The sequence below is a fragment of the Trinickia sp. Z7 genome (assembly GCF_056498045.1).
Genome location: NZ_JAUEQW010000008.1, coordinates 58,295 through 82,053 on the forward strand (window position 1 = coordinate 58,295; position 23,759 = coordinate 82,053).

Consider the following 23,759-nt stretch of genomic DNA (forward strand, 5'->3'; position numbering starts at 1 on the left):
GGATTCCCCATGCTTTACGTTTTCCGGCCGCGGCAGCGGCAAGATGGGGAAATTGTGGTTCGGGCCCGACGGCACGCAGCCAGCTACCGACGAATATCGGCGTCTATCGGCGAATCGATCGGCGCGGCGTCGGGACAGTGCGTCGATGCGAATGCCGCATGCCGCAAAGCGAGGACGTCACCGCTAACAGCGACAAGAAGAAGACGGGGGACGGGCGATGCGGCGTTTCAATGCGCTTACCGCCCGTTGGACTCGCCGCAATTGCGCCCACGCGTTCGCCCCCTATTGCTTAGGCGTTCCCGAGGCCGCCCTGCGCTGCCCAGTCGAAGTCGTTCACGCCCGCAATGCCGTCGGCGCCCGCCACGTCGTGCGTTTCGATCTGGTTGAAGGTATCGGGATGGGCCAACATGTACTTCGCGGCCACCGCGTCCTGCGCCGTTTCGCCGGTTGCCGGGCGATACGCCATCTGATAGAGCCGGTTGGGATCGAGCGTTTGCACGCCTTGCTCGTGCATATAGGCAGCGAGCGCGCCGGAGGCGCTTTGCGCATCCATCGGCGTCGCCCCCGCGGCGGTCGGCTCGCTGGCCAACGCCGCGTCGTCCGCGCTCGAAGTATTGCTCGAGGTATCGCTCGCGCCGCCCTGCGCCGCCCAGTCGAAGTCGTTCACGCCTGCGATGCCGTCGGCGCCCGCCACGTCGTGCGTTTCGATTCGATTGAACGCGTCCGGATTCTCGAGCATGAACTTGGCTGCCTCCGAGACATCCGGCGAGGTGCCTGCCGCCGGTTTGTAAGCGATCTGATAGAGCTGATTGGGATCGAGCGTTCCGATCCCGTTCTGATGCATATAGGCAGCGAGCGCACCGGCGGCGCCTTGCGTCGTCATACCGGAACCCAATGAATCGCCGCCCCCGTCGACGTTTCCGGCGCCGGTCGAACCTTCTTCGGCGAATATCTGCTGCAGCATTTGCTGTATCGATTGCAACGCCGATTCGTAAAGGGCCTCGTAATTCGCCACCGCGGCATCGGCGGAGGACGACTGAGAGGGATTCAGATCGATCGGCTCGATCTGGGTGCTGCTATCGATGGAAACATTGACGCTCATGGCCTTTGAACCTCCTCATAGTGTGGGACGGCAAACGCAATGCTCGCGCAGGGGGCTCGCCGCTCGAGCGCCGCCCTCGACCGCTCCGATGGTGGAATGGATCAAGCGTCGCTCTGCGCGCCAAGATAGCGGGGCTGCGCGCGCGGCCGGCTCGCGCACGACGAAATTCTCGGGCCGCGGGCGAAGCGGTCTCCGACATGGTCGCTTCCTGCGGCCGCACCCCGTCGTGCCACCGCACTTCAAACGCCGCCGCGCACGCCCGCGCGCGCTTCGATTCGCCACGGGAACGCAGATTTCGCCGCCTATCGCCGTGCTTTCACATCGGGCTCGTAATACTTAGCCCCGTCATTCGAATGAACTTGAGAGATTCAGCCATGCCGACGAGCGAGCGCCGTCTCACGGCTCGCTCGACGCTCCACCTCCGCCCAGGACAACCTTCATGACTTCCGTACACTCCAGCCGCGCGTCGACGTCAACCGCACACGCGGATGCATCCCTCGCCCCTGCTCACGATGCGCCCCAGCCCTCGCCCACGGGCACGGCCAAACGCAGCAGCGCCGATGCGCTGACCGGCAATCTCGCCAAGCGTGCAAAAGGAGAAAGCAGCGGCGCCGCTTCCATGTTGCAATCGCACACGCGCTTCTTCGAAGACGGCAGCACGACCACCACGGGTTCCCGCGTGCCTTCGCGCGTGCCGATTGCCGAACGCGCCGGCCATATCACCGCCGCGCTGCGCGGCCGTCAGATCGATGCCGTCGCGCACACGACGAACAAGGAAGCGCTCGAGCAAGCGAGCAAGACCACGCTCGGCAGTTGGACTTCCGACTCGCATTTCCATCCGACGCAATACACGCAGCAAGGCATCCTTCCCGAGGAAATGCTCGCGATGATGGACAAAGTCGGCGTTTATCGCAGCGTGATCATGCCGATTCCGACGGACGTCATCCCGTGCGGCCATCCCGACAACAACCATATTCCAGCGGAAGACTATTACGTTCCGAAGGAAGATATGAGCATGGCCCGGCACGAGCTGACCGCCGAGCGTGAAGACAAAATCGCCAAGAGCGCGCATCTCGTCGTCAACCAGCAAGTCGACGCCGATACGGCGCAGTTCATGGACATGTCGGGTCTCACGGATGCCCAGCGCGACCGTCTGGATCCGATGGTGACGGGCCTGCATTTGGGCTCGCCGCTCAGCTCGGAAGCGTTGCTCAAGAAGCTGCACAAGGACCCGGGCACGTTCACCGGCGTGGGCGAAGTCACCATTCATAAAGAATTGGTCGAACGTCAATTCGACGGTGCGCGCCAGGCGAATCTGACCGACAACGTGAAGCCCTTCAAAGACATGGTGGCGACGGCCGGCGTCATCGGCATGCCGGTCGTCATGCACTGCGATGTCGATTCCACCGAGAATCAGCGCAAGAACGGGCTCGGCTCGCCGCAACATCTCGACGGCGTCAAGAAGCTGCTCGCCTCGCCCGAAGTGAAGAACACGACGATGATTTGGGCGCATTTCGGCGGCATCGGGCGCTTCGTCGCCAAGCCCGACAACCACATGGAAAACCTGCGCCAGATCCTTAAAGATCCCGACATGAAGCACGTACAGGTCGACATCTCATGGTCGCGCGTGGCTCGGCAAATCGTGATGAAACCCAACGCGCAGGGTATCGAGGAACCGGATCCGGCGTCGATCGACGCGGCGGCCAAGCTGATCACCGAGTTCCCCGACCGCTTCCTGATGGGATCGGACGCGCTGGACCCGAAAAAGGAAGAAACCTGGGCCGAGACCGGCAACATGTATAAGCCCCTGCTCGACAAGCTTTCGCCCGAGGTGCGTCACAAGGTGACGATCGGCAACTACGAGCGCGTGATCGTCGGTGCGCGAGCGAAGGTGCGCGCTTTCGAAACGCACGTGCTGACGAACGAGTTCATGAAGAAGAACGTGCGCCCTTCCGGACCGACGCCGCTGCGCGACGGCCCGCACATCGAACCCGAGAAGTTGCGCGCCGCACGCGATGCCGCGTTCGCCGCGGCAGGCGTCGATGAACGCGGCGAACCGGTGTAACGGCACGCACCGATAGAAAGCGCCCTCTCGTCGAACGCGGGCACACCCGTGTTCGATGAGGCATTCCGAGGCAAGTCAGGCCACCCCACGCAATGACGCCTGCGTTGCGCGGCCGATCCCGAGCGTCTCCTTGAAGCGAGTCGAGCATATGAAACTCACCTTTCGCAGCGGCGCCTCGTCGACCTCTGCAGACCGGACCCCGAATCAAAGACGAAGCCAAGCGCACGCGCGGGAGCCGGGATCGAGCACGAAGCGCTCGCTGACGGGCTTCATCTCGAACCTGACCCGTATCGGACGCTCTGCGAAGAGCAGTTCGGCGCCGGGGGCGCGGCCGGACGACGGTCATGCAACCGTGCCAGCATCGATTAGGACTCCCGACGCCGTGCGGCCTGGCGCCGTCGACGAGCGCGACGAACCGCTGCAAGCCACGGTGGCGCGCATCGTCTCGCAAAAGAGCTTGTACCGCGGCGCCAGCTCGAGCGGATCTGCCGAAGCTGCCGCGCCCACGCCTACGCTCGCCCATTTCCTCGCGCCCGAGATCGGGGTTCCCGGCGATCCGCCTGCCCGCCGCTCGGGACGCGGCATCTCCCGCCTCTGGCGACGCAAGCCGGCTTCGTCGACCCAAGCTAGCGCGGCGCCACTGCCGACCGCCGACTCCAAGCGACAGCCGGAACCGAATACGGATACGCCGCAACGAACACTGCGGACGCCGCCGCCGAGCGCGCATGCATCGGGCGACGCTCGCCTGTCGAACGCGTCTAATGCCCCGCACGTCCCTAGCGCAGCCGACGGCACGAACGCATCGAACACCCCGAACGCATCCAACGACCCGAGCGCATCAAACCCATCCAACGTCTCGGCACATCCGAACGTTTCCGTCTCGGCGCCTTTGCAAGAGAACGGCTCCGATTCCCAGGACGGATCGGCGCATACGACAAAGCCGCCGCAAACGTCTCTGAATCCATCGTCGTCCACCGGCGTGGACGCCTTCGACCAAGGCCCGATTTTCGATGAATCCGATCTCGAGAATGACGACGACTTCATCGAACTCGACCTCGACCGCGGCGTACCGTTTCCTTTGCGGCAGGCGGGAACCCAAGAGATCACGCCGGCCTCGCCGTCGAATTCCCCCCCGCACGCGTCGCGGCATGACGAATCGACTACACACGGCGGATCGACTGCCGCCGTCCCGCCGCCCGATCCCGACCCGATGCCGAACGCGGCTGCGCCCCGCCAAAGCCTGAGCAAGCTCAAGCGGCTCAAGCAGGCGATCGCGGGCTGGCACACCTATGCCAAAGACGAAGCGTACATACACGGCTTCGGAATCTCGTCGACGAGCCTGTCCTTAACGCCGATCGCGACCAATACGCGAACGGCTCGCGCCAAGCCCTTCACGGGCGTGGTGCACGAAGGTGATGCGCCGATCGAACCGCACCGGCGTCTGAAAGACTTGCCGGGTGGCACGCCCCCCGCCGTGCTGCATGAAAGTCCCACCGTCAGCGCGCTCGAAGACGCGCACGCGCTCGACAAACTGTTTCTCGACGAAAAGTTCCTCCCGGGGACGGAGCGTCGCCAGCTCATCGATTCGATTAGAACGCTCGCCGAGGACAAGCACTTGACCCCGCTCGAAACGACGAGCCTCGCACAAGCGTTGCATATCGCCTTCGGCCGCAGCCCGGAGCGAACTCGCGACGCGGCTTACGACCCCGCCTACGATGCCGCGCACGATGCGCGCATTGCGTTGCGCTCGCTGCCTGAAACGAACCTGCTCGACGCATTGCGCGATGCCGCTCAGCCGCAACGCAGCCTCGATTACGATGCCGACCGCGCCTGGGCGCTCGCGCAAGAGCTCGTGCACATCCCGGGCGGCGTCGGCGCGAGCCTGCTCGAGAAACTCACGCCGCAAACCGCGCGCCCCGCCGGCACGCATCCGTCCGTGATCGAAAAGGACCGCATGCTCGTCGGCGTACTGCTGAAGGCGTCGCAACAGGCGGTCCGCGAAGCACGCTCCTTAGCCGAGCCGAAGGCGGGCGGCAAGATCCTCGGCATCTTCTCGCGCCCGTCGCGCCAGGTGGGCAGTGCAGCCTCGCCAGTGCCGAACGGTCCGCGCATGCTCGCGCACGACCCCGCATCGATCTTCGCCGACGGTGCGCTCCATGCAGCGATCGCTCAAGCCGGAGATGGCAACTGGCCAGGCCGCGACAATACCGCCGTGCCTAGCAATCTCACGCTCGCGCAGAAGGCCATGCTGGCAGTGAAAGAGGAGTTGCGCGAAATCGACGTCCACGTGGCCGACGACGCCACGCGAGGCGCGGCGTTCGCCAAAGGGACACACGGGTGCCGCTTCGCGATCTCGATGATCCGCGGCGACATGTTGACCGACGAGGCGCGCGAGCCGAACGGTGCGCGCAGCCAGTTCGGACTGGCAGAAGCCAGGCTCGGCAAAAGCGTAGGCAAGCATTTGGATCGCGCCATGCGTCGGCCGAAAGCGTGGACGCAGTTCATGGGATCGCTCGAGGCGTTGAGCCGGCATGTCGGCGTCTACAAGAACAAGAGTCCTTTCTATACCTACAACCGTATCGCCGAGAGCGACGGCGGCCGCGGCATGGGCGTCGGCAATCGCAGCGGCACCCATGCCGGCCGTGCATTGCGCGACATGATGGACAAGGTCCATGAAACGATCGATGCCAGCGAGGGGCTAGCGAGCGATGCTGCGGGCGGCGACGAGCAGGCGCTCAAGCTGCTGGTTCGCGCTTCGATCATGCAGACGACGAAGGAAGAGACGGGGCCGCTGCCTCGTTACGCGCAACCGAGCGTCTTGTCGCAACTCTCGCAGGAAAAAGTCGCCGCCGCCGTGGCGGCGAAACTCGCGGAGGCCGGGACCGAGCCCGATGATGCATTGCGCGCAAAAATCGCCGCGATGGCGGGCGAAGAAAATCAGCCGTTGACCGCACAACGACTGCGCCAGTGGGCCGCCGACGTGGGCGGCCCGGCCAGCAACGAAGCGCTCGAAGGCATGTTGAACGCGCAGGCAGCCGATCACCCTTGGCGCGCGTTCGCCGAGGCATTCCAACACGCCGAGCACCCCGGCAAGGTCGCCCCGATCGAAACGCCCTCGCTGCGCGGCAAGTCGCGCGAGGAAGTAGCGGATATTCTCGGGAAGATCGTCGCGGCGGAGGAACTCGGATCGGGGTTCGCGTTCGATAGCGCGGGCAATGTCCAAGGCACGACCAAAAACGTCAGCGGCATCATTTCGAGCATTCCCTTGCACCTGCTTGGGAGCGTGCACGTCGATCTGGGCGGCGGCAAAATCCGCACGGTACGCTTCGAATCGGTGACCAGCACCGACCGCAGCCAATTGCGCGTCAGCGTGACGACGCTCAAGCGCGGCCAGGGCGGCCTCGGCGGCAGCGTCGGCCACTTCAGCGGCCACGCGCATCCCGTCACGCTGGGCGGCGGCATCGATGCAGGCGGCGCCTACGAGGTGGTTCACCAAGAAGGCGCTGTGCTTGGTTTTCCGCGCAATCTATCGGGCGGCGTAATGGGCGATCGCGCCGTCAACGAGAAGAAAGCGCAACTGCTGAAACTGCTCGTACTGGGCGGCGAACTGGAAGGCCACGCTCGCCCCGCCAACGAGGAGGATCGCAAATCCTTGATCAAATGCGCGTATCAAGCGTTCGGCGACGACCTTTCGATCGGGTTCTACGAAATGGATCAAACCGACAAGCAGGGCACGCTGAGCGTGAACGGCAGCGTGGGTATCCGCTTCGGTCATTTCAAGCTATCCACACCGACGGTTGGCGCCGGTGCAAAAGCGCAAAGCGCGACGATGCGCTATCGCGATCAATCAGGATTCCTAAAGACCGAATGGGAAACCGATTCGACGAGCTATAACGCATCGTTCCAAGGATCGCTGGCCGCACTCAACGGGTACGACGAGGTCCCGATCGGCAATCACGAACTGAGCGGCTCGGTCATCACGTCGGTTGCTCCGTTCTTGTCGGGGTCCGCGCAGTTCTTCCGTTTCGGCGTGGCCGATCGGCGCGTCCAAATCCTGCAGGACGACAAGGAATTGCCAACCAGTTTTTCGACTCGCACGTTCCAAGCGCCCATTTCGTTCCTTCACGAGTTCGGGCAAAACGTCGACAAATACGCCGAGGAAAAGGCCAAGCAGTATTTTGCGAAGGAATATAACGCGGGCGGGGCATCGCGCGAAAACGTCGTGGCGCGCGAAAAATCCAGAATGATCGAATTCGTCAATCATTACCTGAGGCAGCGCGATTTGACGGCGACGCCGCAGCTTTACACGGAATTCGGCGGCAACGTCGAGACGGCGAATAAATTGCGCGCCGCTGCCTACATGGCGGACCGGCTCGGGAAGACGGATGCCGCACAGGCCGCGCGCCAAGAGATCGACGCGATCCATAGCGACCCCAAATACCGCGAAGGCCGCTTCCTGACGAGCCTGCACATCGAACAGGAAGGCCAGCAAGTCGGCGTGAATGGTATTGCCGGAGTGACCTATGCGCGCAACGATAATCGGACCCAGCAGGCGCTCACGTTCACGTGACGATCGAACGGATTCGAGCGCTTTACATTCGAGCCGGCGGCGGTTTTCTCCTTCCGCCTTTTCTTTTGCGGGAAGTTTATATACATTCTCCCCTCGCCCTGAAGTAATGAATCGACCACGAACGCTTACCGATCGCTCATGAAATCTCGTCGTCGCTTGAACACCGCCGTGTGCGCCGCCCTCCTCTTGCTCGGCGCGCCGGCCGCGCGCGCGCAAAATGCCGGACACCTGCTGCGCCCATTGATCGAAAGCGCTGCAGAGCGCCTTGCTATCGGCGACCAAGTCGCCTTGTCGAAATGGGATAGCGGCACGAGCGTCGAAGACCCTGCACGCGAGAGCGCCGTGATCGCCAAGGCCGTGGCCGAAGGCGGGCAAGCGAATCTCTCGGCCGCGGATACGACGCGCTTTTTCAAGGCTCAGATCGAAGCCAACAAGCTCGTGCAGTACGAACTGCTCTCGCGTTGGCGTCGCGCCGGATTCGCGCCGCCCCATGCGCCGGTCGATCTCGTCGGCGCCATCCGCCCCGAACTGGACGCGCTGCAGACCAAGATCATCGCCGGGCTGGCGAGCGCAGCGCCCGTCATGGAGAGCCAAGCCTGCGCAACCGAGGTGGCGCGGGCAGTCGGCCGCTATACGTTCGAACATCAGTTCGAATTCACTTCGTTGCGGGCCATCGCGCTCGCTCGCGCCATGGCGGGCTTTTGCCGCGTGTACTGACGCGCTCGCCGGCGTGCCCCACCCGCCGCGGGAAAGTAGCCGTTGTCGCGCGGGCGAGCGGCGGATCGATGCCGGGCCGTGGCGCGCCGTGATGAACGGCTCAGCTTGCACGATGCGGCGCGGGTGGTGTCCACTCGCGCCCAAAAAGCGCATGGCGATAGGCACCGATTTCCTTTATGCGCCGCATTTATTTTTCTGCGTCGACTAGTCGCGGCCAATCCCGTCACAATCCGTGTATTCGACCTGGGCCAGCCGCATATGCCTTGGACAGCCATCCGGCGCCGCGGAGCAAAAAGTGAATCTCAAGTTTCTCGAAACGTTCTTGTGGGTGGCCAAGCTACGCAGCTTCAGCCTGGCAGCGGATAAGCTTCAATCGACGCAGGCCGCCATTTCGAGCCGGATCTCGGTGCTCGAACAGGAGCTGGGCGCGAAGCTTTTCAAGCGCGAACCGAAGGGCGTCACGCTGACTCGCGCGGGCGAGCGCGTGATGCATCACGCCGAGCAAGTGAGCCGGACCATGGCCGAGCTCTACGCCTCGCTGCAGGACGAGAACTCGGTGGCGGGCACCATTCGAATCGGCGCGATGGACAGTGCGATTCACTCCTGGTTCGTCGATTTCGTCGCCGACGCAGTGCGCCAATACCCGAACCTCGATATCGAAGTGACCTCGGACACGGCGCTCAATCTCATCGAACAGTTGCGCCGGGGCACGCTCGATCTGGTGATCCAAACCGATATGATTCGCGACGAAACGATTCGCAGCGTCGGGCTGCTCGATCTTTCCGTCGAATGGATCGCGGCCGCCGAGTCCACGATCGCGTCCAAGCAGCCGGGCGAAACCTCGACCGCGGCACTGCGGCGGCTCAGCGGCGAGCGCCTCATCACCTATTCGCGTCACTCGCGACCGCATCAGGACCTGCTTCGCCTCATGCAATCGCATGGCGTGAACGAGCCGCGCGTGAGCTGCGTCAATTCCCTGGCTGCGATGATTCAATTGACGCAGGCCGGATTGGGGATCGCCGCCATGCCGCCGGCGCTCGTCTCCGACTTGCTGCATAAAGGTGCGCTGCGCCGCCTCGAGGGGTTGGAGACGCCGCCTGCGCTGCCGTTCGTCGTCACTTGGCGCACCGGCACGCCCCGCGCCGAACATCTCGTCGAAATCGCCATGCAGACAGCCCACCGGTTCGCGGAGCGAGCCGGCCGCGACGCCGCCCTCACCGTCGGTTGAACGGGCAGCACGGCGCAGGCCGCGCGCCGGTGGTGCGGGCACGTGCTCGTCGACGCCGAAAGTGTTACCGTTCGACGGCGTGCGCTCGCTTGCGCTCGACTTCGTATCGGACGCATTATGAATTCTCGTAGTGCCATTCGATCCTTCCGAGGAAGGTCGCGCCTTGCGCACACGCAGCAATCAAAGCAAGGCTCAAACCCAAGGAGGAGACAATGCAGTCGAAGAACGTCATCAAGGTACTTTTCCGCAGCGTGCTGCTCGCCGCTGCGTTCAGCTTCGTCGGCGCGGCCGCTCACGCCGAAGACCTGCTTCAAACCGTCAAGACGAACGGCGTGCTGCGCGTCGGTCTGGAGGGCACCTACCCGCCCTTCGATTACCGCAATTCGGCCGGGGAACTGGAAGGCTTCGACGTCGATGTCGCGAAAGCCTTGGCAGCGAAGCTCGGGGTGAAGACGCAATTCATCGCCACCGAGTGGAGCGGCATTCTCGCAGGGTTGCAGGCGGGCAAGTTCGACGTGATCGTGAATCAAGTCACGATCACGCCGCAACGCAAGGAGGTGCTCGATTTCAGCCAGCCCTACACCTATTCGGCGGCCCAATTGATTCAGCGAGCCAACGACAAGCGAGATTTCAAATCGCTGGCTGAATTCAAGGGCGACAAAAAGCTCGGCGTGACGCTCGGCACCAACTACGATCAGATGGCGCGCGCGGTGTCCGGCGTCAATGTTCAAACGTATCCCGGCGCCCCCGAGAAGCTGCGCGATCTCGCCTCCGGGCGCATCGACGCGACGCTGGACGATCGGCTCATGCTGCCTTACATCATCAAGACGTCCAACCTTCCGCTTCGCCCCGGCAATATCCTGAAGGGCGGAGAACAGGAAATGGGGATTCCGTTCCGCAAAGGCAACCCCCAGTTCGAGAAGGCGGTCAACGATGCCTTGAGCGCGATGAAACAAGACGGCACGCTTGCAAAGATCTCGAACCGCTGGTTCGGCTCCGATGTGACCCACCCGGTCGCGCCGTAATCGTTCGGGTGCGTGTGCCCCCACGGCGGTCGCCCGCCGTGGGGCGCATGGCGCGCGCACGCAACGAAGCGGGCATGCTTGACCTTCGTCAAACGCTCCGCCGCCGCCGGCGACACAATCGATGCCAGGCGCGCCGCGCGAGAGGCCGGTGCGAAAACGAACGTGACCGCGTGCAAGTGCGCGAACCCAGCCGATGAATCCGCAACCCGCCTTCGACGAAGACACCGAAGATCCCGCCTCCGCCACCGCCGCGCGCTCTGCCGCCGCGTCACGCAGCACCTGGGTCAGCGTCGGCGTCAACCTCGCCCTGACGCTGGGTCAAGTCACCGCCGGTATTCTCTCCCGCTCGCAGGGCCTGGTCGCCGACGGCATCCACTCGCTGTCGGATCTGATCGCGGATTTCGTCGTCCTCGTCGCAAGCCATCACAGCGCCAAAAGCGCGGACGAGAAGCACCCATATGGCCACCAGCGGTTCGAAACCGCGGCTTCCCTGGTGCTCGGCCTGCTGCTTGCGGTGGTTGGAATCGGCATGCTTTGGTCAGCCGTGCGCAAGCTCGAGGCGCCCGAGACCATTCAGCGCGTGCATGTCCTGGCGTTATGGGTTGCCGTCGCTGCGTTGATAGCGAAAGAGTTGCTGTTTCGTTACATGCTGGCCGTGGCCAAGCGCGTGAAATCGAGCATGCTCGTCGCCAACGCCTGGCACGCTCGCTCGGATGCCGCCTCGTCGCTGGTCGTGAGCGTGGGCATCGTGGGCAATCTCGCGGGCTATCCGATGCTCGATCCGATCGCCGCGCTCATCGTCGGCTTGCTCGTGCTGAAGATGGGCGCCGAATTCGGCTGGGACGCCATGCACGACCTGATGGATCGCTCGGCGGACGAGCATGAGATCGACGCGATTCGCGAGACGCTGCTCGCCACACCGGGCGTGCAAGGCGTGCACGATCTGCGTACCCGCAAGATGGGCGACATGATCGTGGCGGACGCCCATATCGAAGTCGATGCCGCGATTTCGGTGGAAGCCGGGCACGAGATCGCCGTGGCGGCGCGTCAGCGCGTGCTGTCGCGCCATCGGGTGTTGAACGTCATGACGCACGTGGACCCGGTAAAACGGATCGTTCCCGCAAGCGGACGCTAACTGGGCCTAAGGCGTTCTACGCGCACAAGCGCCTTCATCAACGCGATTGCACGCGAGCGTGGTCCACGAGCGTGCTCGGTGGGTATACGACGACTTTCTCCCGCTCGCCCAGGCCCTCGAGCACCTGCGCAGCATCGGCATTGCGCTGCCCAAGCCGCACCACGCGTTGCACCGCTCTACCGTCGGCCACGGCGAATACGCACCACTGTTCGCCGCAACGGAACAGCGCGCCGATAGGAACGCCTAGCACGTCGGCTCGCTCCCAAATCACGATTCTGCCCTGCACGCGATAGCCATCGTTCAAACGCCCTGGCGAACCGATTAGATCGGCCACCACGCGCACCCGCTGCTCTTCCACGCCTAGCGCCGACACCTTGGTAAACGCGCCGGGCTCGACCACGCGCACCTTCGCGTCGATCGGCGCGTCACCGCCCCAATCCTCCAGCGACACGCGCATGCCCGGGCCGATCTTGACTGCGTCGGTCGAGAGCACATCGATCACCACCTCGTAGCGCGACGGATCGGCCAACAGCATGACCGGCGTCCCGGCAGCCGTCACGCGTTCGCTCTTTTCGTCGACGCGCAGCACCATCGCATCCACGGGCGAGCGCACCTCCACCGGCTGGCCGGTCGCCAGCGCCTTCAAATTGGCGATCGCGGCTCGCACTTCGGCCCCCGCGGCCCGCTCGCGCGCGCGCGCCGCAACCAGATCGCTGCTGCTCGATGCTTCCGTCGCACGCAACTGCTCGAGAGTCTGCCGTGAGATTGCGCCGATATCGAGCATCGCTTGTCCACGCTCGCGCTCGCGTCGCGCCTGCGAAAAATCGGCCTGCGCGTGCTCGACGCGTGCCGTCGCCTCACGATATGACGCCTGCGCCGCCTCCACGCGCGCTTGCTGTTCGGCGCTCTCGCCGGGCGTCATCGGCGCCGGCACGACTACCGCCACGACCTGCCCGGCACGCACGCGATCGCCTTCCCGCAAGTCCACGCGCAACAAGCGGCCTGCGATCGGCGCGGTGATCACGTAGCGATCGTGAGCCCGGATCTCGCCGTCCTCGTCGATCGTGACCAACAGCGGCCCGCGCTTCACCGTTGCCGTATCGACCACCATCGGGGCCGGCCAGAATGCGTAGGCCAGCGTCAAGACAAGGGCCACTGCGCCCACAGCGAACAGCGGCAATCGGCGTGCTCGGCCGGCCTTCATGACTCCCTCGCCTTGAGCGCGGCGACGATATCGAGCCGCCGAATCTTCCACGCCACTATCAAACCGGACGCGGCGACCGCGGCGGCCGTGACGATCGCCGCGTAAGCATAGGTGGATGAAGCGACCACGAGCGGCAATCGATAAAGGTCGGTTTCGAGGCGCCGAACCAGCAACGCGCACACGCCATAGCCCAAAGCGAGCCCTACCGGCGTAGCGAGCCCGGCGAGCAGGAATTGCTCACCAAGCAGTATCCACGCGACCTCGGCACGCGTAAAGCCGAGTACACGCAAAGACGCCAGTTGCTGGACTCGCTCGGAATAAGCGATGCGCATCCCGTTGAATGCGACGCCGAACGCAATGATGCAAGCGAAAGAAAAATTGATCGAGGTCGAGAGCCGGACGCTCTCGTTCATGATCTTGCGAAAACTGTCGATCACCGATTGACGCAGCGCCACCGCGTTGACGGTGGGCATCCGCTTGAGCGTTGCGTACAAGCGGTCTCGCGCTTGCGGATCGACCTTCAACCAAGCGCCGGACCAGTCGTTGCTTTCCCCCAGAAAGCGCGAAAGGGCTCGTTGATCCATATAGGCTTGAACGCCCACCATGTCGCCGATCCGGCCTGCGACCGTCACTCGGCGAGTTTGGCGTTCGCCTTCGAGCACCTGGACCGTGACCGCGCCCCCGGTTCGGACACGAAGCGTATCGGCCAACTGCGACGAAATGAGGATCCCGTCTGGCGGAACGCGCAGCGGCAAGCTCCGGTCGTCCAGCAGCCGATGCATTTCGGACGAGGGCGAGATCCCGCTCAGGGACAAGCGGCGCGCTCGCGGTCCGGCCGACAGCTTGACGGGCACGTCGCGGAACGGCTCGACGCGCAGTACCCCAGGCAAGCGCTGCAGTGCGTAAATCGCGCGATGCGATAGCGGCTGCGTAAAAGCGATCGTCAGGTCCTGACGTTCGATGCGCTGAAATTGCACGTCGAAGAGATAATCGATCGCATCGAAGAAGAACCCACCCGTTACCAGGATCGCGCTGGCGCAGGCTATCGCAAGACAGGACAGCAAAGCCTTGGCGGGCCGGCGAGTGACATTGCGCGCAATCATTCGCCAAGTCACGCCCAGATGGCGATAGAGTCCGAGCCGCTCGGCCCACCCAGCGGCGAAATCGGGGGGAACGGGCGAGCGTAATGCCTCCACGGGCATGAGCCGCGCCGCTTTGGCGACACTGAATGCCGTCGCGCCCATCGCGGCCGCGGCGCTCATCGTGAAGGCCAGAATAACGACCGCCATGTCCACATGAAAGTCGAGGCGAGCGAACCGGTAGTAGCGAGCGTAAACCTCGATTAGCGTCGAGCCCAACGCCATTCCCACTGCCACGCCGACGGCGGCGCCCACGACAGCGATCACCCCCGCGAACTGCAAGTAATGCATCGCAACCCGTGCATTACCGTATCCGAACGCCTTCATCAAGCCGATCTGAGTTCGCTGTATATCGACAAGCCGGCCAAGCACGTTTTGCAACATGAACATCGCTACGCAAAAAAAGATCGCCGGGACGTACGTCGCGGTAATCCGGTTCTGCGCGATCTCATCCGTGATGAAGCGATTCGACACCTGGTCCTCTCGCGTGATCGCACCCAAGCCGCCATAGGAAGCGAGCGCTCGATCGATGCGTGCGACGACGTCCGCCGCGTTTGCGCGGTCGTCCAGCGTCAGCGCCAAATCGTTGAATGCCCCCTCCATGCGGAAAGCGGCCGAGATGGCATCGCGGCCCATCCACAACACCCCATAGTGGCGATTGTCGGGAAAGATGGAGCCGGCGCCGGCTTCGTAGATATATTCCGGCGACAGCGCGACGCCGACGATGCGCATGCGCTTCCAGCGGCCATTGAGCACGGCTCCGATACGCTGCCCCGCTTGCAGGTGGTTCGCTTCGGCGAACGCGGCGCTGATCATGACTTCGTCATCGCGCCCAGGCGTGACGTATCGGCCGCTCCTCAAATGCAATACGTTCAACGTCGGCCAGGTCTGCTCCGGCACGGAGACAATGTGACCGGTGGCAGGTTCTCGCAGGCCAGGAACATCGACGGTCACGTCGGCGACGACGCGTGCCTCCACGCGTCGCACGCCCGGCAAGTCTGCAATGCGCGAGACAACCGAATCGGGGGCGCGCTTCAAATGCACGAACAAATCGGCGAAACGGTACGACGCGTAGTAGTCGCGCTGCGCGCCGAGCAGCACCAGATAAGTGCTGCGCATTGCGACGAACGTCGCTACACCGCAAGCGACGACCAGCACCGCCGCGCTCGCCTGAGCGCGAACGTGCCATAGGTCGCGCCATGCCAGCCGAGAGAGCGCGCTTACCATGTCAGATCCTGCGCGCTGCATCGCTGCGCGTTGCGGCGTTCGTCGATGATTGCGCCGCTGCTCATCCTAACGACGCGGTTCGCCATCTCCGCTATCACGGCGTTGTGCGTGACGACGATGGTCAGCGCGCCAAACTCGCGGTTCACCCGTTCGATCACTTCGAGCACGCGCCTGCCGGTACGGAAATCGAGCGCACCGGTCGGCTCGTCGCACAGCAGCACATCGGGGCGCTTGGCGACGGCGCGCGCAATCGCCACCCGTTGTTGCTCGCCGCCCGACATCTGCGAAGGAAAATGGTCCGCCAGCGCTTCGATCCCAACCATGCGCAATGCCTCGCCGGGATCGACGGGATGCTCGGCGATATCGGTGACGAGTGCGATGTTCTCGCGAGCCGTCAGACCGGGTATGAGGTTGAAGAATTGAAAAACGAAGCCGACATGCTCACGCCGGAAGCGGGTCAGGTCTCGCTCTGTGGCGTCGGACAGGCGATGGTCGCGGTATTGAATCGAGCCGCTCGTGGGCGTGTCGAGTCCCCCCATCAAGTTCAGCAACGTCGACTTGCCGCTGCCCGATGCGCCGAGCAACACCACGAACTCCCCGGCTTCCAAATCGAGATTGACGTTCTCGAGCGCATGGACGCTGACGCTACCCATCGGATAGACCTTGGAGACTGCCTGAATCGAAAAGACAGTTTCCATGGTGGGCTCGACCAGAAACCGGCAAGTGCCGATTACCTTAGCAAGATCGAGCGGCCGCCGATTGACCTGGATCAACGGGCGAATAGGGGAAGGAAACCTCCACACGCAATCCGCCCAACTCGCTCGATAGCCCCACGTCGATCGCAGCGCCGTGCGCACTCGCTATGCGCCGCACGATGGACCAACCAAGACCGCTCCCCGTTTGCGCATTGTCCCGGCCGCGAAAGAAGCGTTCGCCCAAACGATTCAATTCGTCAGGAGTGAGACCGGCACCGCCATCTTCCACCCTTGCCACCGCATGAGCGTCCCGGCTAAATACCGACACTACGATGCGCGAGCGAGCGGGGCTGTAGCGCACGGCGTTGTCGATGAGATTGCGCAGCAGCAACGCGAGCAAGGTCTCGTTGCCGGATATCGGGCACGGTTCGGCCGCATCGAGTTCGATCTGCTGCAGTTTCTCGATCGAGCGCGGGGCGAAGTCGGCTACGACCTGCCGGGCCACGCTCGCGAGTTCGAGCGGGGCACGCTCGGTGAGCGTTCCCGCTTCGAGCCGGGAAAGCAGCAAGAGCTGGTCGACCAAATGCGCCGCACGATCGCAACCTTCGAGCACGCCGCGCAGTGCATGCTCGCGCAATCGAGCATCATGCTCGGCCAGCGCGACTTGCGCTTGTGCTTTGACGGCTGCAATCGGCGTGCGCAATTCATGCGCGGCATCTGCCGTGAAGCGACGCTCGGAGTCGAGCACGTCGCGGATCCGATCGAACAACCGGTTCAGCGCATCGACCATCGGCTGCATTTCCTGCGGCGCGCGCATCATCCGGATCGGATCGAGCGCATGCGGGTCGCGCCGCGCGAGCGCTCGCCCCAGGTCTCGCAGCGGCGCCGCCCCGCGCCGCACCGCCCACCACGTGGCGAGCGCGAGAATCGGCAGCGCACCGCCCATGGGCCAGAAGGCGCTGCGCAAGACGGCCATCAGAATAGACGTGCGCGCGGCCACCTGCTCGCCCACGTAGACTTGCACGTCGTGCTGCGCGCCCGGCGTGGCGAACACACGCCACGCCTTGCCGTCGATTTGCACCGTCCAAAAGCCGCTCGTGCGGTCGTGCTGGGCGGGCGCCATCGGTTGTGCCGGTGCATTGGCCGAATGAATGCCCAGGTGGCCTCGATGGAAAACCTGGAACACCACGCGCGGCGCATACGGATGCAAGATCGGTGCGTCGAGCGCCTCGTCTTCGGCCTCGGCTTGCGCCTGCTGCATCACGAGCAAGGCTGCAGCCTGCGCGAGATGACTGTCGAGCAGTTGATCGATTTCCCGTTGCGCGTCCCGCCACGCGAGCGCCGTAGCGGCCAGCCATACCACCGCGACCACGGCGGTCACGAGCACCAACAAGCGGCCCTGCAGCGAACGCGGCAGCATCATGGATCGCGCACCGGTTCGTTCAGCAGCACATAGCCGACGCCGCGCACGGTCCGGATCAAATCGCTGCCGAGCTTGGCCCGCAGGCGATGGATATGCACTTCCACGGCGTTGCTCTCGACCTCTTGGCCCCAGCTATACAGATGCTGTTCGATTTGCTCGCGCGTGAGCACGCGCCCGGCGTTGAGCATCAGCACATGCAGCAAATCGAACTCGCGCGCCGCGAGCGTGACGGGCGACCCATTCGCATATACCGTGCGCGATGCCGGCTCGAGGACGACGTGCTGAGCTTGCAGCCGCTCGCTCGGGCGGCCGTGCGCGCGCCGCACCAGCGCCCGCAGCCGCGCGCCGAGCTCGTGCAGATCGACAGGTTTGACGACGTAATCGTCGGCCCCCACATCCAGCCCCCGGATCCGATCGGGCACGGCATCGCGCGCGGTCAATACGAGAATCGGCAACGCCACGCCCGCCCGTCGAACACGACGCAACACGTCGATCCCATCCATGCGCGGCAACCCCAAATCGAGGACCGCGGCGGCATACGGTTGCGCGCGCAACTCCTTTTCGGCGGCCTCGCCGTCGCGAACCCAATCGACCTGAAAACCCTGTTGCCTCAATCCGGCGCGCACGCCGTCTCCGAGCAAGGGGTCGTCTTCGACAAGCAAGATGCGCATGGCTTGGGGGTCTCGTCCGTGCCGCTCAGTCGTCCTTGTCGCCGGCTTGCGTGTCCGCGCCAGCCCCAACTGTGTGAGCGGCGGCCGGCGCCGTTGGCGCTGCGCGCCATTGCGTCCACCAACCGCCGAGCACTGCCGCCATCAGCAGCGCAGCGATTGCCCAGCGCGCCCCGCGAATGCCTTCGCCGGCTCGTCCCGGCTTGCGGCCCGTGATCATCGCTGTGACCAGGTTCTCGCGATGCAGCAGGCTGCTCGCCAATACCGCCACGACGTGAACGACGACCAGCGCGAGCATCGCGTTGGCGACACCTTCGTGAAGTTCCTCGAACCATTCCCCTCCGGTGCCGTTATAGGTCGCCCAGCCGGTAACGCCGACCGCAATCGTCGCCAGCAGCATGGCGACGATCGCGACCGCGCCCGCGGGATTGTGTCCGACATGATGCTCGGGGCTTCCTTTCACGAGACTGGTCAAATACCGGGCGATGGCCGCAGGCGCGCGCACGAACTCGGAAAAGCGCGCATAGCGCGTCCCGATCAGCCCCCACAAGACACGAAAACCAACGAGCCCGAGCATCGTATAGCCGAGCGTGACATGCAGCAGGCGCCATCGCTCGCTTTCGGCAGTCAGCCATGCGCCGGCGAACGACGCGACCATGAGCCAATGGAACACGCGCACCGGCGCGTCCCACACTAGAATGCGGACCGTGCCGGCCGGCCGTGCTTGAGCGTCAGCGCGGGATGCGAATGTATCGTTCATCGAAGTTTCCTCGATCAGCTTGGGTATGACAGGCAGCGCAGTTCGAAGCGCTTTTCACGGCAGGCAGCCGCCAGGTCGATGCCGGGACTTCGTCGTGCTCGGCGATGAACCATCGCGAACGCGTGATGCGATCTTGCGGCGGCGCGCTTGCCGCGCCCGTTCCTTTCGCAGCGTGCGCAGTAAGCCAGCCCTCTAGTTCCTTCACGGACGCCGCATCGAGCGATGCGTTCTGGCCGAAATGATGGTCCAGATCGCTCAAGATGCGCCGCCAAGAGTCGGCGGGAAGCATGCCGGGCGGATAAGCAATGTGACAGGCGGCGCACTCCTGCCGGTACTTGGGCAACAACGGTGTGGCGCTTGTCCGTTGCTCTTCTTCTCCGAGGGCAGCGCTCGTGAGCGCTAGCCCGAAAAGCGCAGCAAGCGCGGATGCAGTGGCGACGCGGCGGCGGGTAGTCATGGGTCGGTTTCTCGCGGTTGAGTCTGTGTCCGATGCGCTCGGGCTATCGCTATCGTTTGAGCGTCATCAACCAACTGAGGACGTCGGCCTTCTCCGACGCGGTGCATTCGCGCCCCACCACATCCCCGCAATTGCGGCGGAACCATTTCTCCGTTTTTGCGGCATCGGTGAAGCGCTCGGGATTGAATGCGGGCGCAAGCGGAGCAATCGTCTTGCCGGTGGCCGCGTGTTGCCCGTTGCCGGTCGGCGTCGCGCCGTGGCACGTGGCGCAGGCCCACTCGCGCCCATGCCGCGTCGTGAAGAACTCCTGACCGCGCGCAGGCGACGGCGCTGCACCGGCCTGTGCGGAGTACGCGTTCAACGCTTGCGCGGGCGTTTGCGCACGAGCGGGCGACACCGCACAAGCTGCGGTCATGCCGGCCATCCACAGCACCCGAGCCAAGTTCGAGCGAGCCGAAGCGGACATCGTTGATCCTCCCAGTTCATGCTCTGTATGTTCGGGCCGCTTCCTTACCGGATTCTTAACACTCGCGCCGCACCCACGGGCCGCGCTCATACATCGTTTGGCGATTGGGTCGGCCCCTCGCTCGCATCGGCGTCAATCCGCCGACGAATCTCCCCCAGCCGTATCGAGACCCGACTGCCATTCGCGCCATACCGCTAGCAGCGTCGCGATCACGAAGGGGCCGATGAAGACGCCGATGAGACCGAATGCCAGCACGCCGCCCACGATGCCGAAGATCACGAGCAGGAACGGCATATGGCCCGCGCTGCTGATGACGAATGGGCGAATGACGTTGTCGATCCAACTGACGGCCAGCGCCCCCCACAGCAGCAGCCCCACGCCCGGCCACACATGGCCGCCGACAATCAAGGCAATCCCCGCCGGCGCCCATACGAGTGGCGTGCCGAACGGCAACAGCGCAGCCACGGCGGTCAGCATCGCGAGCAGCAACGGAGCGGCGACGCCAGCCGCCCAGTACCCGATGCCTGCGAGCGTCCCTTGCGCCGCGGCGGTCAACACGATGCCTTGCACCACGGAACGACAAACATCGCCTATGGCGGATAGGTAGACGTCCAGGCGCTCGCCCAAGTAAGGCCTCAGCGAGCGCCTGACCTGAGCGAGCACGGTCTCGCCGTCGCGATAGGCAAAAAACAACGTCAACAGCGCAAAGCCGAATTTGACGACGTTGCGCCCCAAGCCGCCCGCAAGCCGCGCCGCATCGCCGATCCAGCGGTTGCCCCACTGCGTCAGTTGCACGCGCCACCCCGACGGCTCGCGCACTATTTCGTCCATCCATGCTTGCAGCCACGTGCCAACCCAGGGCAACGACGTGAGTGCGCGCGGCAACGAATCGTGCGGATTCGAAAACCACGCCGCCATTTGCTTGAAAAACGAGATCGTCTCCCGCATGAGCGGCATCGACAGTAGCAGCATAGGAACGACCAAGCCGAGCGTGACGATCGACGTCATGACCAACGCGGCGAGCGCCCGCCGGTTGCCGGTCACGCTGCGCACACCCTCGAATGCCGGCCAAGTCGCGTAAGCGATGATGCAAGCCCACGCCACGGGGATCAGGAACGGCCGCAGCACGACGACGCCCAGGGTGAGCAGCCCGGTAAGAAGCAGCGCATGCACGGTGCGCTTGCCGAACGGTGTGGTCATGTCGGCCTCGATCCTTTCGCGCGCTTCTCTGCGCCGAGGCGTGCACGCACGGCGCCAAAAGTCAGGCAATGGCGAATCAGGTACTTCTCGCCCTCCACGAGGAGGAAAACCACCGCGGACATCGCCAGGCATAGCGCGAGTTCGGCCGGATCGAGCGGACTCGTCCGAAGGGCGGCATTGAACGCCGGAACGTAAATCGCCGCCAATTGGCAAACGATCGTCAGTGCGATCGCCCCGAGCAAAGGCAAGTTCGAAGTCGGTCCTTGCACGAAGAGCGACTCACGCTCGGAACGAACGGCAAGCACATGGCCGAGTTGCGACAAGGTCAACACCGTGAATGTCATCGTCTGCCAAGCGGCATGGCCATGCCGCAACGCCCAGCCTTGCGCCAACAGCGTGACGGCCGCCATGGCCAACCCGCCCAGCGCAATGTGCCACCACATGCCGTGCGCGAAGACACTCTCGCGTGCGGACCGCGGGGGCTCTTGCATGATCGTCGGCTCCGCGGGCTCGGCCGCCAAAGCGAGGCCGGGCAAGCCGTCGGTGAGCAGGTTGATCCACAAAATATGGATCGGCAGCAGCGGCGCAGGCAGTCCCAAAAAAGGCGCAGCGGCAATCACCCACAGCTCGGCCGAATTGCAGGTCAGCACATACCGCATGAACTTCCGGATGTTTCCGTAAATGCGCCGGCCTTCTTCGACGGCCGCGACGATCGTCGCAAAGTTGTCGTCGAGCAACACCAGGCTCGCCGCCTCGCGTGCGACATCGGTGCCCGCTTTTCCCATCGCCACGCCAATGTCCGCATGCGCAAGCGCGGGCGCGTCGTTCACGCCATCGCCGGTCATGGCGACGTAGCGGCCGCGCGCCTGAATCGCTTGCACGATACGGATCTTTTGCGCGGGGTCCAGCCGCGCGAATACCTTCACATGATCGATGCGGCGCGTGAGCGCGTCGTCCGTGAGCGCGGCGAGCTCGCGCCCCGTCATCACCGTGTCGCCTTCTTCCAACATGCCGAGCGAACGCGCGATCGCGCGCGCCGTCGCAGGGTGATCCCCCGTCACCATGACCGTGGCAATGCCGGCTGCGCGGCATTTCGCGACGGCCGCGGATACGCCGTCGCGTAGCGGATCGAGCATGCCGATGAAACCGATCAACGTCAGCCCGCTTTCGACGGCGTCCACACGAGCGGCCTGCTCAGGCAGCGCCGGCCACTCGCGCCGCGCAACGGCCAAGACTCTGAGCCCATCGACGGCCATCGCTTCCGCTGTGGCGAGCAATGCGCTTCGGTCCAACTGGCCGTGTCCGTCATCGTCGCCGCCGTCGCGCGCCACGGCGGTGCACCGTTCGACGACTGCCTCCGGCGCGCCCTTCGTATAGGCGACGAACCCGCTCCCCGCACGATGTATCGTCGTCATACGCTTGCGGTCGGAGTCGAACGCAAACTCCATGCAGCGCGGCATCGTTTGCTCTAGCTCGCGTCGGTGCAAACCCGCTTCGGCCGCGACCCGCGCTAGCGCGACCTCCGTTGGATCGCCCATGGGCTCGCCGCGCGCATCGTATCCGGCGTCGTTGCTCAATGCGGCCGCTTGCAATAGCTGGCCGATCACCCCGTCGCGCGTGGCTGCGTCCGCCGGCACCCGCGCGGCCGCGCTTGGCGACAGTTGCACGACGCGCATCTCATTGCACGTCAGGGTTCCCGTCTTATCCGTGCAGATGCAGCCCACCGATCCGAGCGTCTCCACCGCGGGCAACCTGCGCACGAGCGCGTTGCGCCGCGCCATGTTGCGCCCGCCCAAGGCGAGCATGACGGTCACGACCGCCGGCAGCGCCTCAGGGATGGCGGCCACGGCCAGGCTCGCGGCCGTGAGCAACATCGCCAGCACCGCTTCGCCGCGCAACACGCCCGCCACGAAGATCGCGGCGCACACGCCCAGCACGCCGATCGCGAGCTGCCGCCCGAATACGGCAAGACGTCTTTGCAGTGGGGTAGCGGTGGGCGACACCTGATCGAGCAGCGCGGCGATGCGGCCGAATTGGGTGTCCATTCCGGTCGCCACCACGATGCCCCGCGCGCGCCCGTACGTAACGACGGTGCCCTTGAAGACCATGTTGGTTTGATCCGCTATGGCCAATGCGGCATCGCCCAGCGCGGCCACGTTTTTTTCGACGGGAACCGCTTCGCCGGTCAGCGCCGCCTCGTCGACTTTCAATTGCGGCGCTTCGATCAGCCGCAAGTCCGCCGGGATCATGGCCCCCGCTTCCAGCAGCACGATGTCGCCCGGCACGAGCAAAGCGGCCTCGATGGTCGAGCGGCGGGCGTCGCGCACGACCATCGCGCGACGCCCGCCAAGGCGCTTGAGCTCAGCCATCGCGCGGTCCGCGCGAAAATCTTGGGCGAAGCCGATGCTCGCATTGAGCACGACGATCGCGGCAATGACCAAGAGATCTTCGATATCGCCCAGTAACCCCGAAACGACCGCGACCGCCACCAGCACGAGAATCGAGAAGTCGCGAAATTGCGCGGCGAACATCGCCGCGACGCTGCGCCTAGCGCCTTCGGCAACATCGTTGCGCCCGTATCGTTCGAGACGGCGCGACGCCTCGCCGCTATCCAGGCCGTGTTCGGCGTCGGTCGCAATCGATTGCGCAACCGCCTGCGCAGTTTGGGTGTGCCACAT

Annotated in this window: 17 protein-coding genes; 6 read left to right on the top strand and 11 right to left on the bottom strand. The window is 64.5% G+C overall.

Annotated elements, in window-relative coordinates:
• Positions 1-289 precede the first annotated feature (289 nt).
• Positions 290-1,102: a hypothetical protein gene (locus tag QQS38_RS15465; protein ID WP_479646252.1), complete on the bottom strand. Its 813-nt coding sequence runs from the start codon at positions 1,100-1,102 to the stop codon at positions 290-292.
• A 439-nt stretch (positions 1,103-1,541) separates the two neighbouring features.
• Between QQS38_RS15465 and QQS38_RS15470 the strand changes: the two genes are divergently transcribed.
• The 6 genes from QQS38_RS15470 (at position 1,542) to QQS38_RS15495 (ending at position 11,842) form a co-directional block, all read left to right on the top strand.
• Positions 1,542-3,167, top strand: a complete 1,626-nt coding sequence (locus QQS38_RS15470) for an amidohydrolase family protein (protein WP_479646253.1) — start codon at positions 1,542-1,544, stop codon at positions 3,165-3,167.
• Positions 3,168-3,315: 148 nt separating this feature from the next.
• On the top strand, positions 3,316-7,737 hold the full coding sequence (locus tag QQS38_RS15475; RefSeq protein WP_479646254.1) for a DUF5585 domain-containing protein: 4,422 nt from the start codon (positions 3,316-3,318) through the stop codon (positions 7,735-7,737).
• A gap of 138 nt (positions 7,738-7,875) precedes the next feature.
• Entirely contained in the window at positions 7,876-8,454 is a 579-nt protein-coding gene (locus QQS38_RS15480; RefSeq protein WP_479646255.1) for a chorismate mutase, read from the top strand.
• A gap of 295 nt (positions 8,455-8,749) precedes the next feature.
• Positions 8,750-9,682 (top strand): LysR family transcriptional regulator, encoded by a 933-nt coding sequence (locus QQS38_RS15485; RefSeq protein ID WP_479646256.1) that lies wholly within the window; start codon positions 8,750-8,752, stop codon positions 9,680-9,682.
• A 212-nt stretch (positions 9,683-9,894) separates the two neighbouring features.
• Complete coding sequence (locus QQS38_RS15490; RefSeq protein WP_479646257.1) at positions 9,895-10,707, top strand: transporter substrate-binding domain-containing protein; 813 nt, start codon at positions 9,895-9,897, stop codon at positions 10,705-10,707.
• Between the two features lie 193 nt (positions 10,708-10,900).
• Entirely contained in the window at positions 10,901-11,842 is a 942-nt protein-coding gene (locus tag QQS38_RS15495) for a cation diffusion facilitator family transporter (protein WP_479646258.1), read from the top strand.
• A gap of 37 nt (positions 11,843-11,879) precedes the next feature.
• Here the strand turns inward: QQS38_RS15495 and QQS38_RS15500 are convergent, their stop codons facing one another.
• The 10 genes from QQS38_RS15500 to QQS38_RS15545 form a co-directional block, all read right to left on the bottom strand.
• On the bottom strand, positions 11,880-13,046 hold the full coding sequence (locus QQS38_RS15500) for an efflux RND transporter periplasmic adaptor subunit (protein ID WP_479646259.1): 1,167 nt from the start codon (positions 13,044-13,046) through the stop codon (positions 11,880-11,882).
• Positions 13,043-15,412, bottom strand: coding sequence for an ABC transporter permease (locus QQS38_RS15505; RefSeq protein WP_479646260.1), 2,370 nt, complete (start codon positions 15,410-15,412; stop codon positions 13,043-13,045). The genes QQS38_RS15500 and QQS38_RS15505 overlap by 4 nt, the downstream gene beginning before the upstream one ends.
• Positions 15,406-16,110: an ABC transporter ATP-binding protein gene (locus tag QQS38_RS15510; protein ID WP_479646261.1), complete on the bottom strand. Its 705-nt coding sequence runs from the start codon at positions 16,108-16,110 to the stop codon at positions 15,406-15,408. The genes QQS38_RS15505 and QQS38_RS15510 overlap by 7 nt, the downstream gene beginning before the upstream one ends.
• 37 nt (positions 16,111-16,147) lie before the next feature.
• Complete coding sequence (locus QQS38_RS15515) at positions 16,148-17,530, bottom strand: ATP-binding protein (RefSeq protein ID WP_479646262.1); 1,383 nt, start codon at positions 17,528-17,530, stop codon at positions 16,148-16,150.
• Positions 17,527-18,201, bottom strand: a complete 675-nt coding sequence (locus QQS38_RS15520) for a response regulator (RefSeq protein ID WP_479646263.1) — start codon at positions 18,199-18,201, stop codon at positions 17,527-17,529. The genes QQS38_RS15515 and QQS38_RS15520 overlap by 4 nt, the downstream gene beginning before the upstream one ends.
• A 25-nt stretch (positions 18,202-18,226) precedes the next feature.
• Positions 18,227-18,958 carry a cytochrome b/b6 domain-containing protein gene (locus tag QQS38_RS15525; RefSeq protein WP_479646264.1) on the bottom strand — a complete coding sequence of 244 codons (732 nt, stop codon included), beginning with the start codon at positions 18,956-18,958 and terminating at the stop codon, positions 18,227-18,229.
• Positions 18,930-19,415: a diheme cytochrome c gene (locus QQS38_RS15530; protein ID WP_479646265.1), complete on the bottom strand. Its 486-nt coding sequence runs from the start codon at positions 19,413-19,415 to the stop codon at positions 18,930-18,932. The genes QQS38_RS15525 and QQS38_RS15530 overlap by 29 nt, the downstream gene beginning before the upstream one ends.
• A 49-nt stretch (positions 19,416-19,464) precedes the next feature.
• Complete coding sequence (locus QQS38_RS15535) at positions 19,465-19,839, bottom strand: DUF1924 domain-containing protein (RefSeq protein WP_479646416.1); 375 nt, start codon at positions 19,837-19,839, stop codon at positions 19,465-19,467.
• Between the two features lie 174 nt (positions 19,840-20,013).
• On the bottom strand, positions 20,014-21,081 hold the full coding sequence (locus QQS38_RS15540) for an AI-2E family transporter (protein WP_479646266.1): 1,068 nt from the start codon (positions 21,079-21,081) through the stop codon (positions 20,014-20,016).
• Positions 21,078-23,759 (bottom strand): cation-translocating P-type ATPase, encoded by a 2,682-nt coding sequence (locus QQS38_RS15545; RefSeq protein ID WP_479646267.1) that lies wholly within the window; start codon positions 23,757-23,759, stop codon positions 21,078-21,080. The genes QQS38_RS15540 and QQS38_RS15545 overlap by 4 nt, the downstream gene beginning before the upstream one ends.

Excerpts from the sequence above, each read along its gene's own strand:
- QQS38_RS15545 (WP_479646267.1), bottom strand. The coding sequence starts at position 23,759 with ATGTGGCACACCCAAACTGCGCAGGCGGTTGCGCAATCGATTGCGACC.
- QQS38_RS15470 (WP_479646253.1), top strand. The coding sequence starts at position 1,542 with ATGACTTCCGTACACTCCAGCCGCGCGTCGACGTCAACCGCACACGCG.
- QQS38_RS15500 (WP_479646259.1), bottom strand. The coding sequence starts at position 13,046 with ATGAAGGCCGGCCGAGCACGCCGATTGCCGCTGTTCGCTGTGGGCGCA.
- QQS38_RS15520 (WP_479646263.1), bottom strand. The coding sequence starts at position 18,201 with ATGCGCATCTTGCTTGTCGAAGACGACCCCTTGCTCGGAGACGGCGTG.
- QQS38_RS15505 (WP_479646260.1), bottom strand. The coding sequence starts at position 15,412 with ATGGTAAGCGCGCTCTCTCGGCTGGCATGGCGCGACCTATGGCACGTT.
- QQS38_RS15490 (WP_479646257.1), top strand. The coding sequence starts at position 9,895 with ATGCAGTCGAAGAACGTCATCAAGGTACTTTTCCGCAGCGTGCTGCTC.
- QQS38_RS15515 (WP_479646262.1), bottom strand. The coding sequence starts at position 17,530 with ATGATGCTGCCGCGTTCGCTGCAGGGCCGCTTGTTGGTGCTCGTGACC.
- QQS38_RS15495 (WP_479646258.1), top strand. The coding sequence starts at position 10,901 with ATGAATCCGCAACCCGCCTTCGACGAAGACACCGAAGATCCCGCCTCC.
- QQS38_RS15535 (WP_479646416.1), bottom strand. The coding sequence starts at position 19,839 with ATGGCCGGCATGACCGCAGCTTGTGCGGTGTCGCCCGCTCGTGCGCAA.
- QQS38_RS15475 (WP_479646254.1), top strand. The coding sequence starts at position 3,316 with ATGAAACTCACCTTTCGCAGCGGCGCCTCGTCGACCTCTGCAGACCGG.
- QQS38_RS15510 (WP_479646261.1), bottom strand. The coding sequence starts at position 16,110 with ATGGAAACTGTCTTTTCGATTCAGGCAGTCTCCAAGGTCTATCCGATG.
- QQS38_RS15530 (WP_479646265.1), bottom strand. The coding sequence starts at position 19,415 with ATGACTACCCGCCGCCGCGTCGCCACTGCATCCGCGCTTGCTGCGCTT.
- QQS38_RS15465 (WP_479646252.1), bottom strand. The coding sequence starts at position 1,102 with ATGAGCGTCAATGTTTCCATCGATAGCAGCACCCAGATCGAGCCGATC.
- QQS38_RS15525 (WP_479646264.1), bottom strand. The coding sequence starts at position 18,958 with ATGAACGATACATTCGCATCCCGCGCTGACGCTCAAGCACGGCCGGCC.
- QQS38_RS15480 (WP_479646255.1), top strand. The coding sequence starts at position 7,876 with ATGAAATCTCGTCGTCGCTTGAACACCGCCGTGTGCGCCGCCCTCCTC.
- QQS38_RS15540 (WP_479646266.1), bottom strand. The coding sequence starts at position 21,081 with ATGACCACACCGTTCGGCAAGCGCACCGTGCATGCGCTGCTTCTTACC.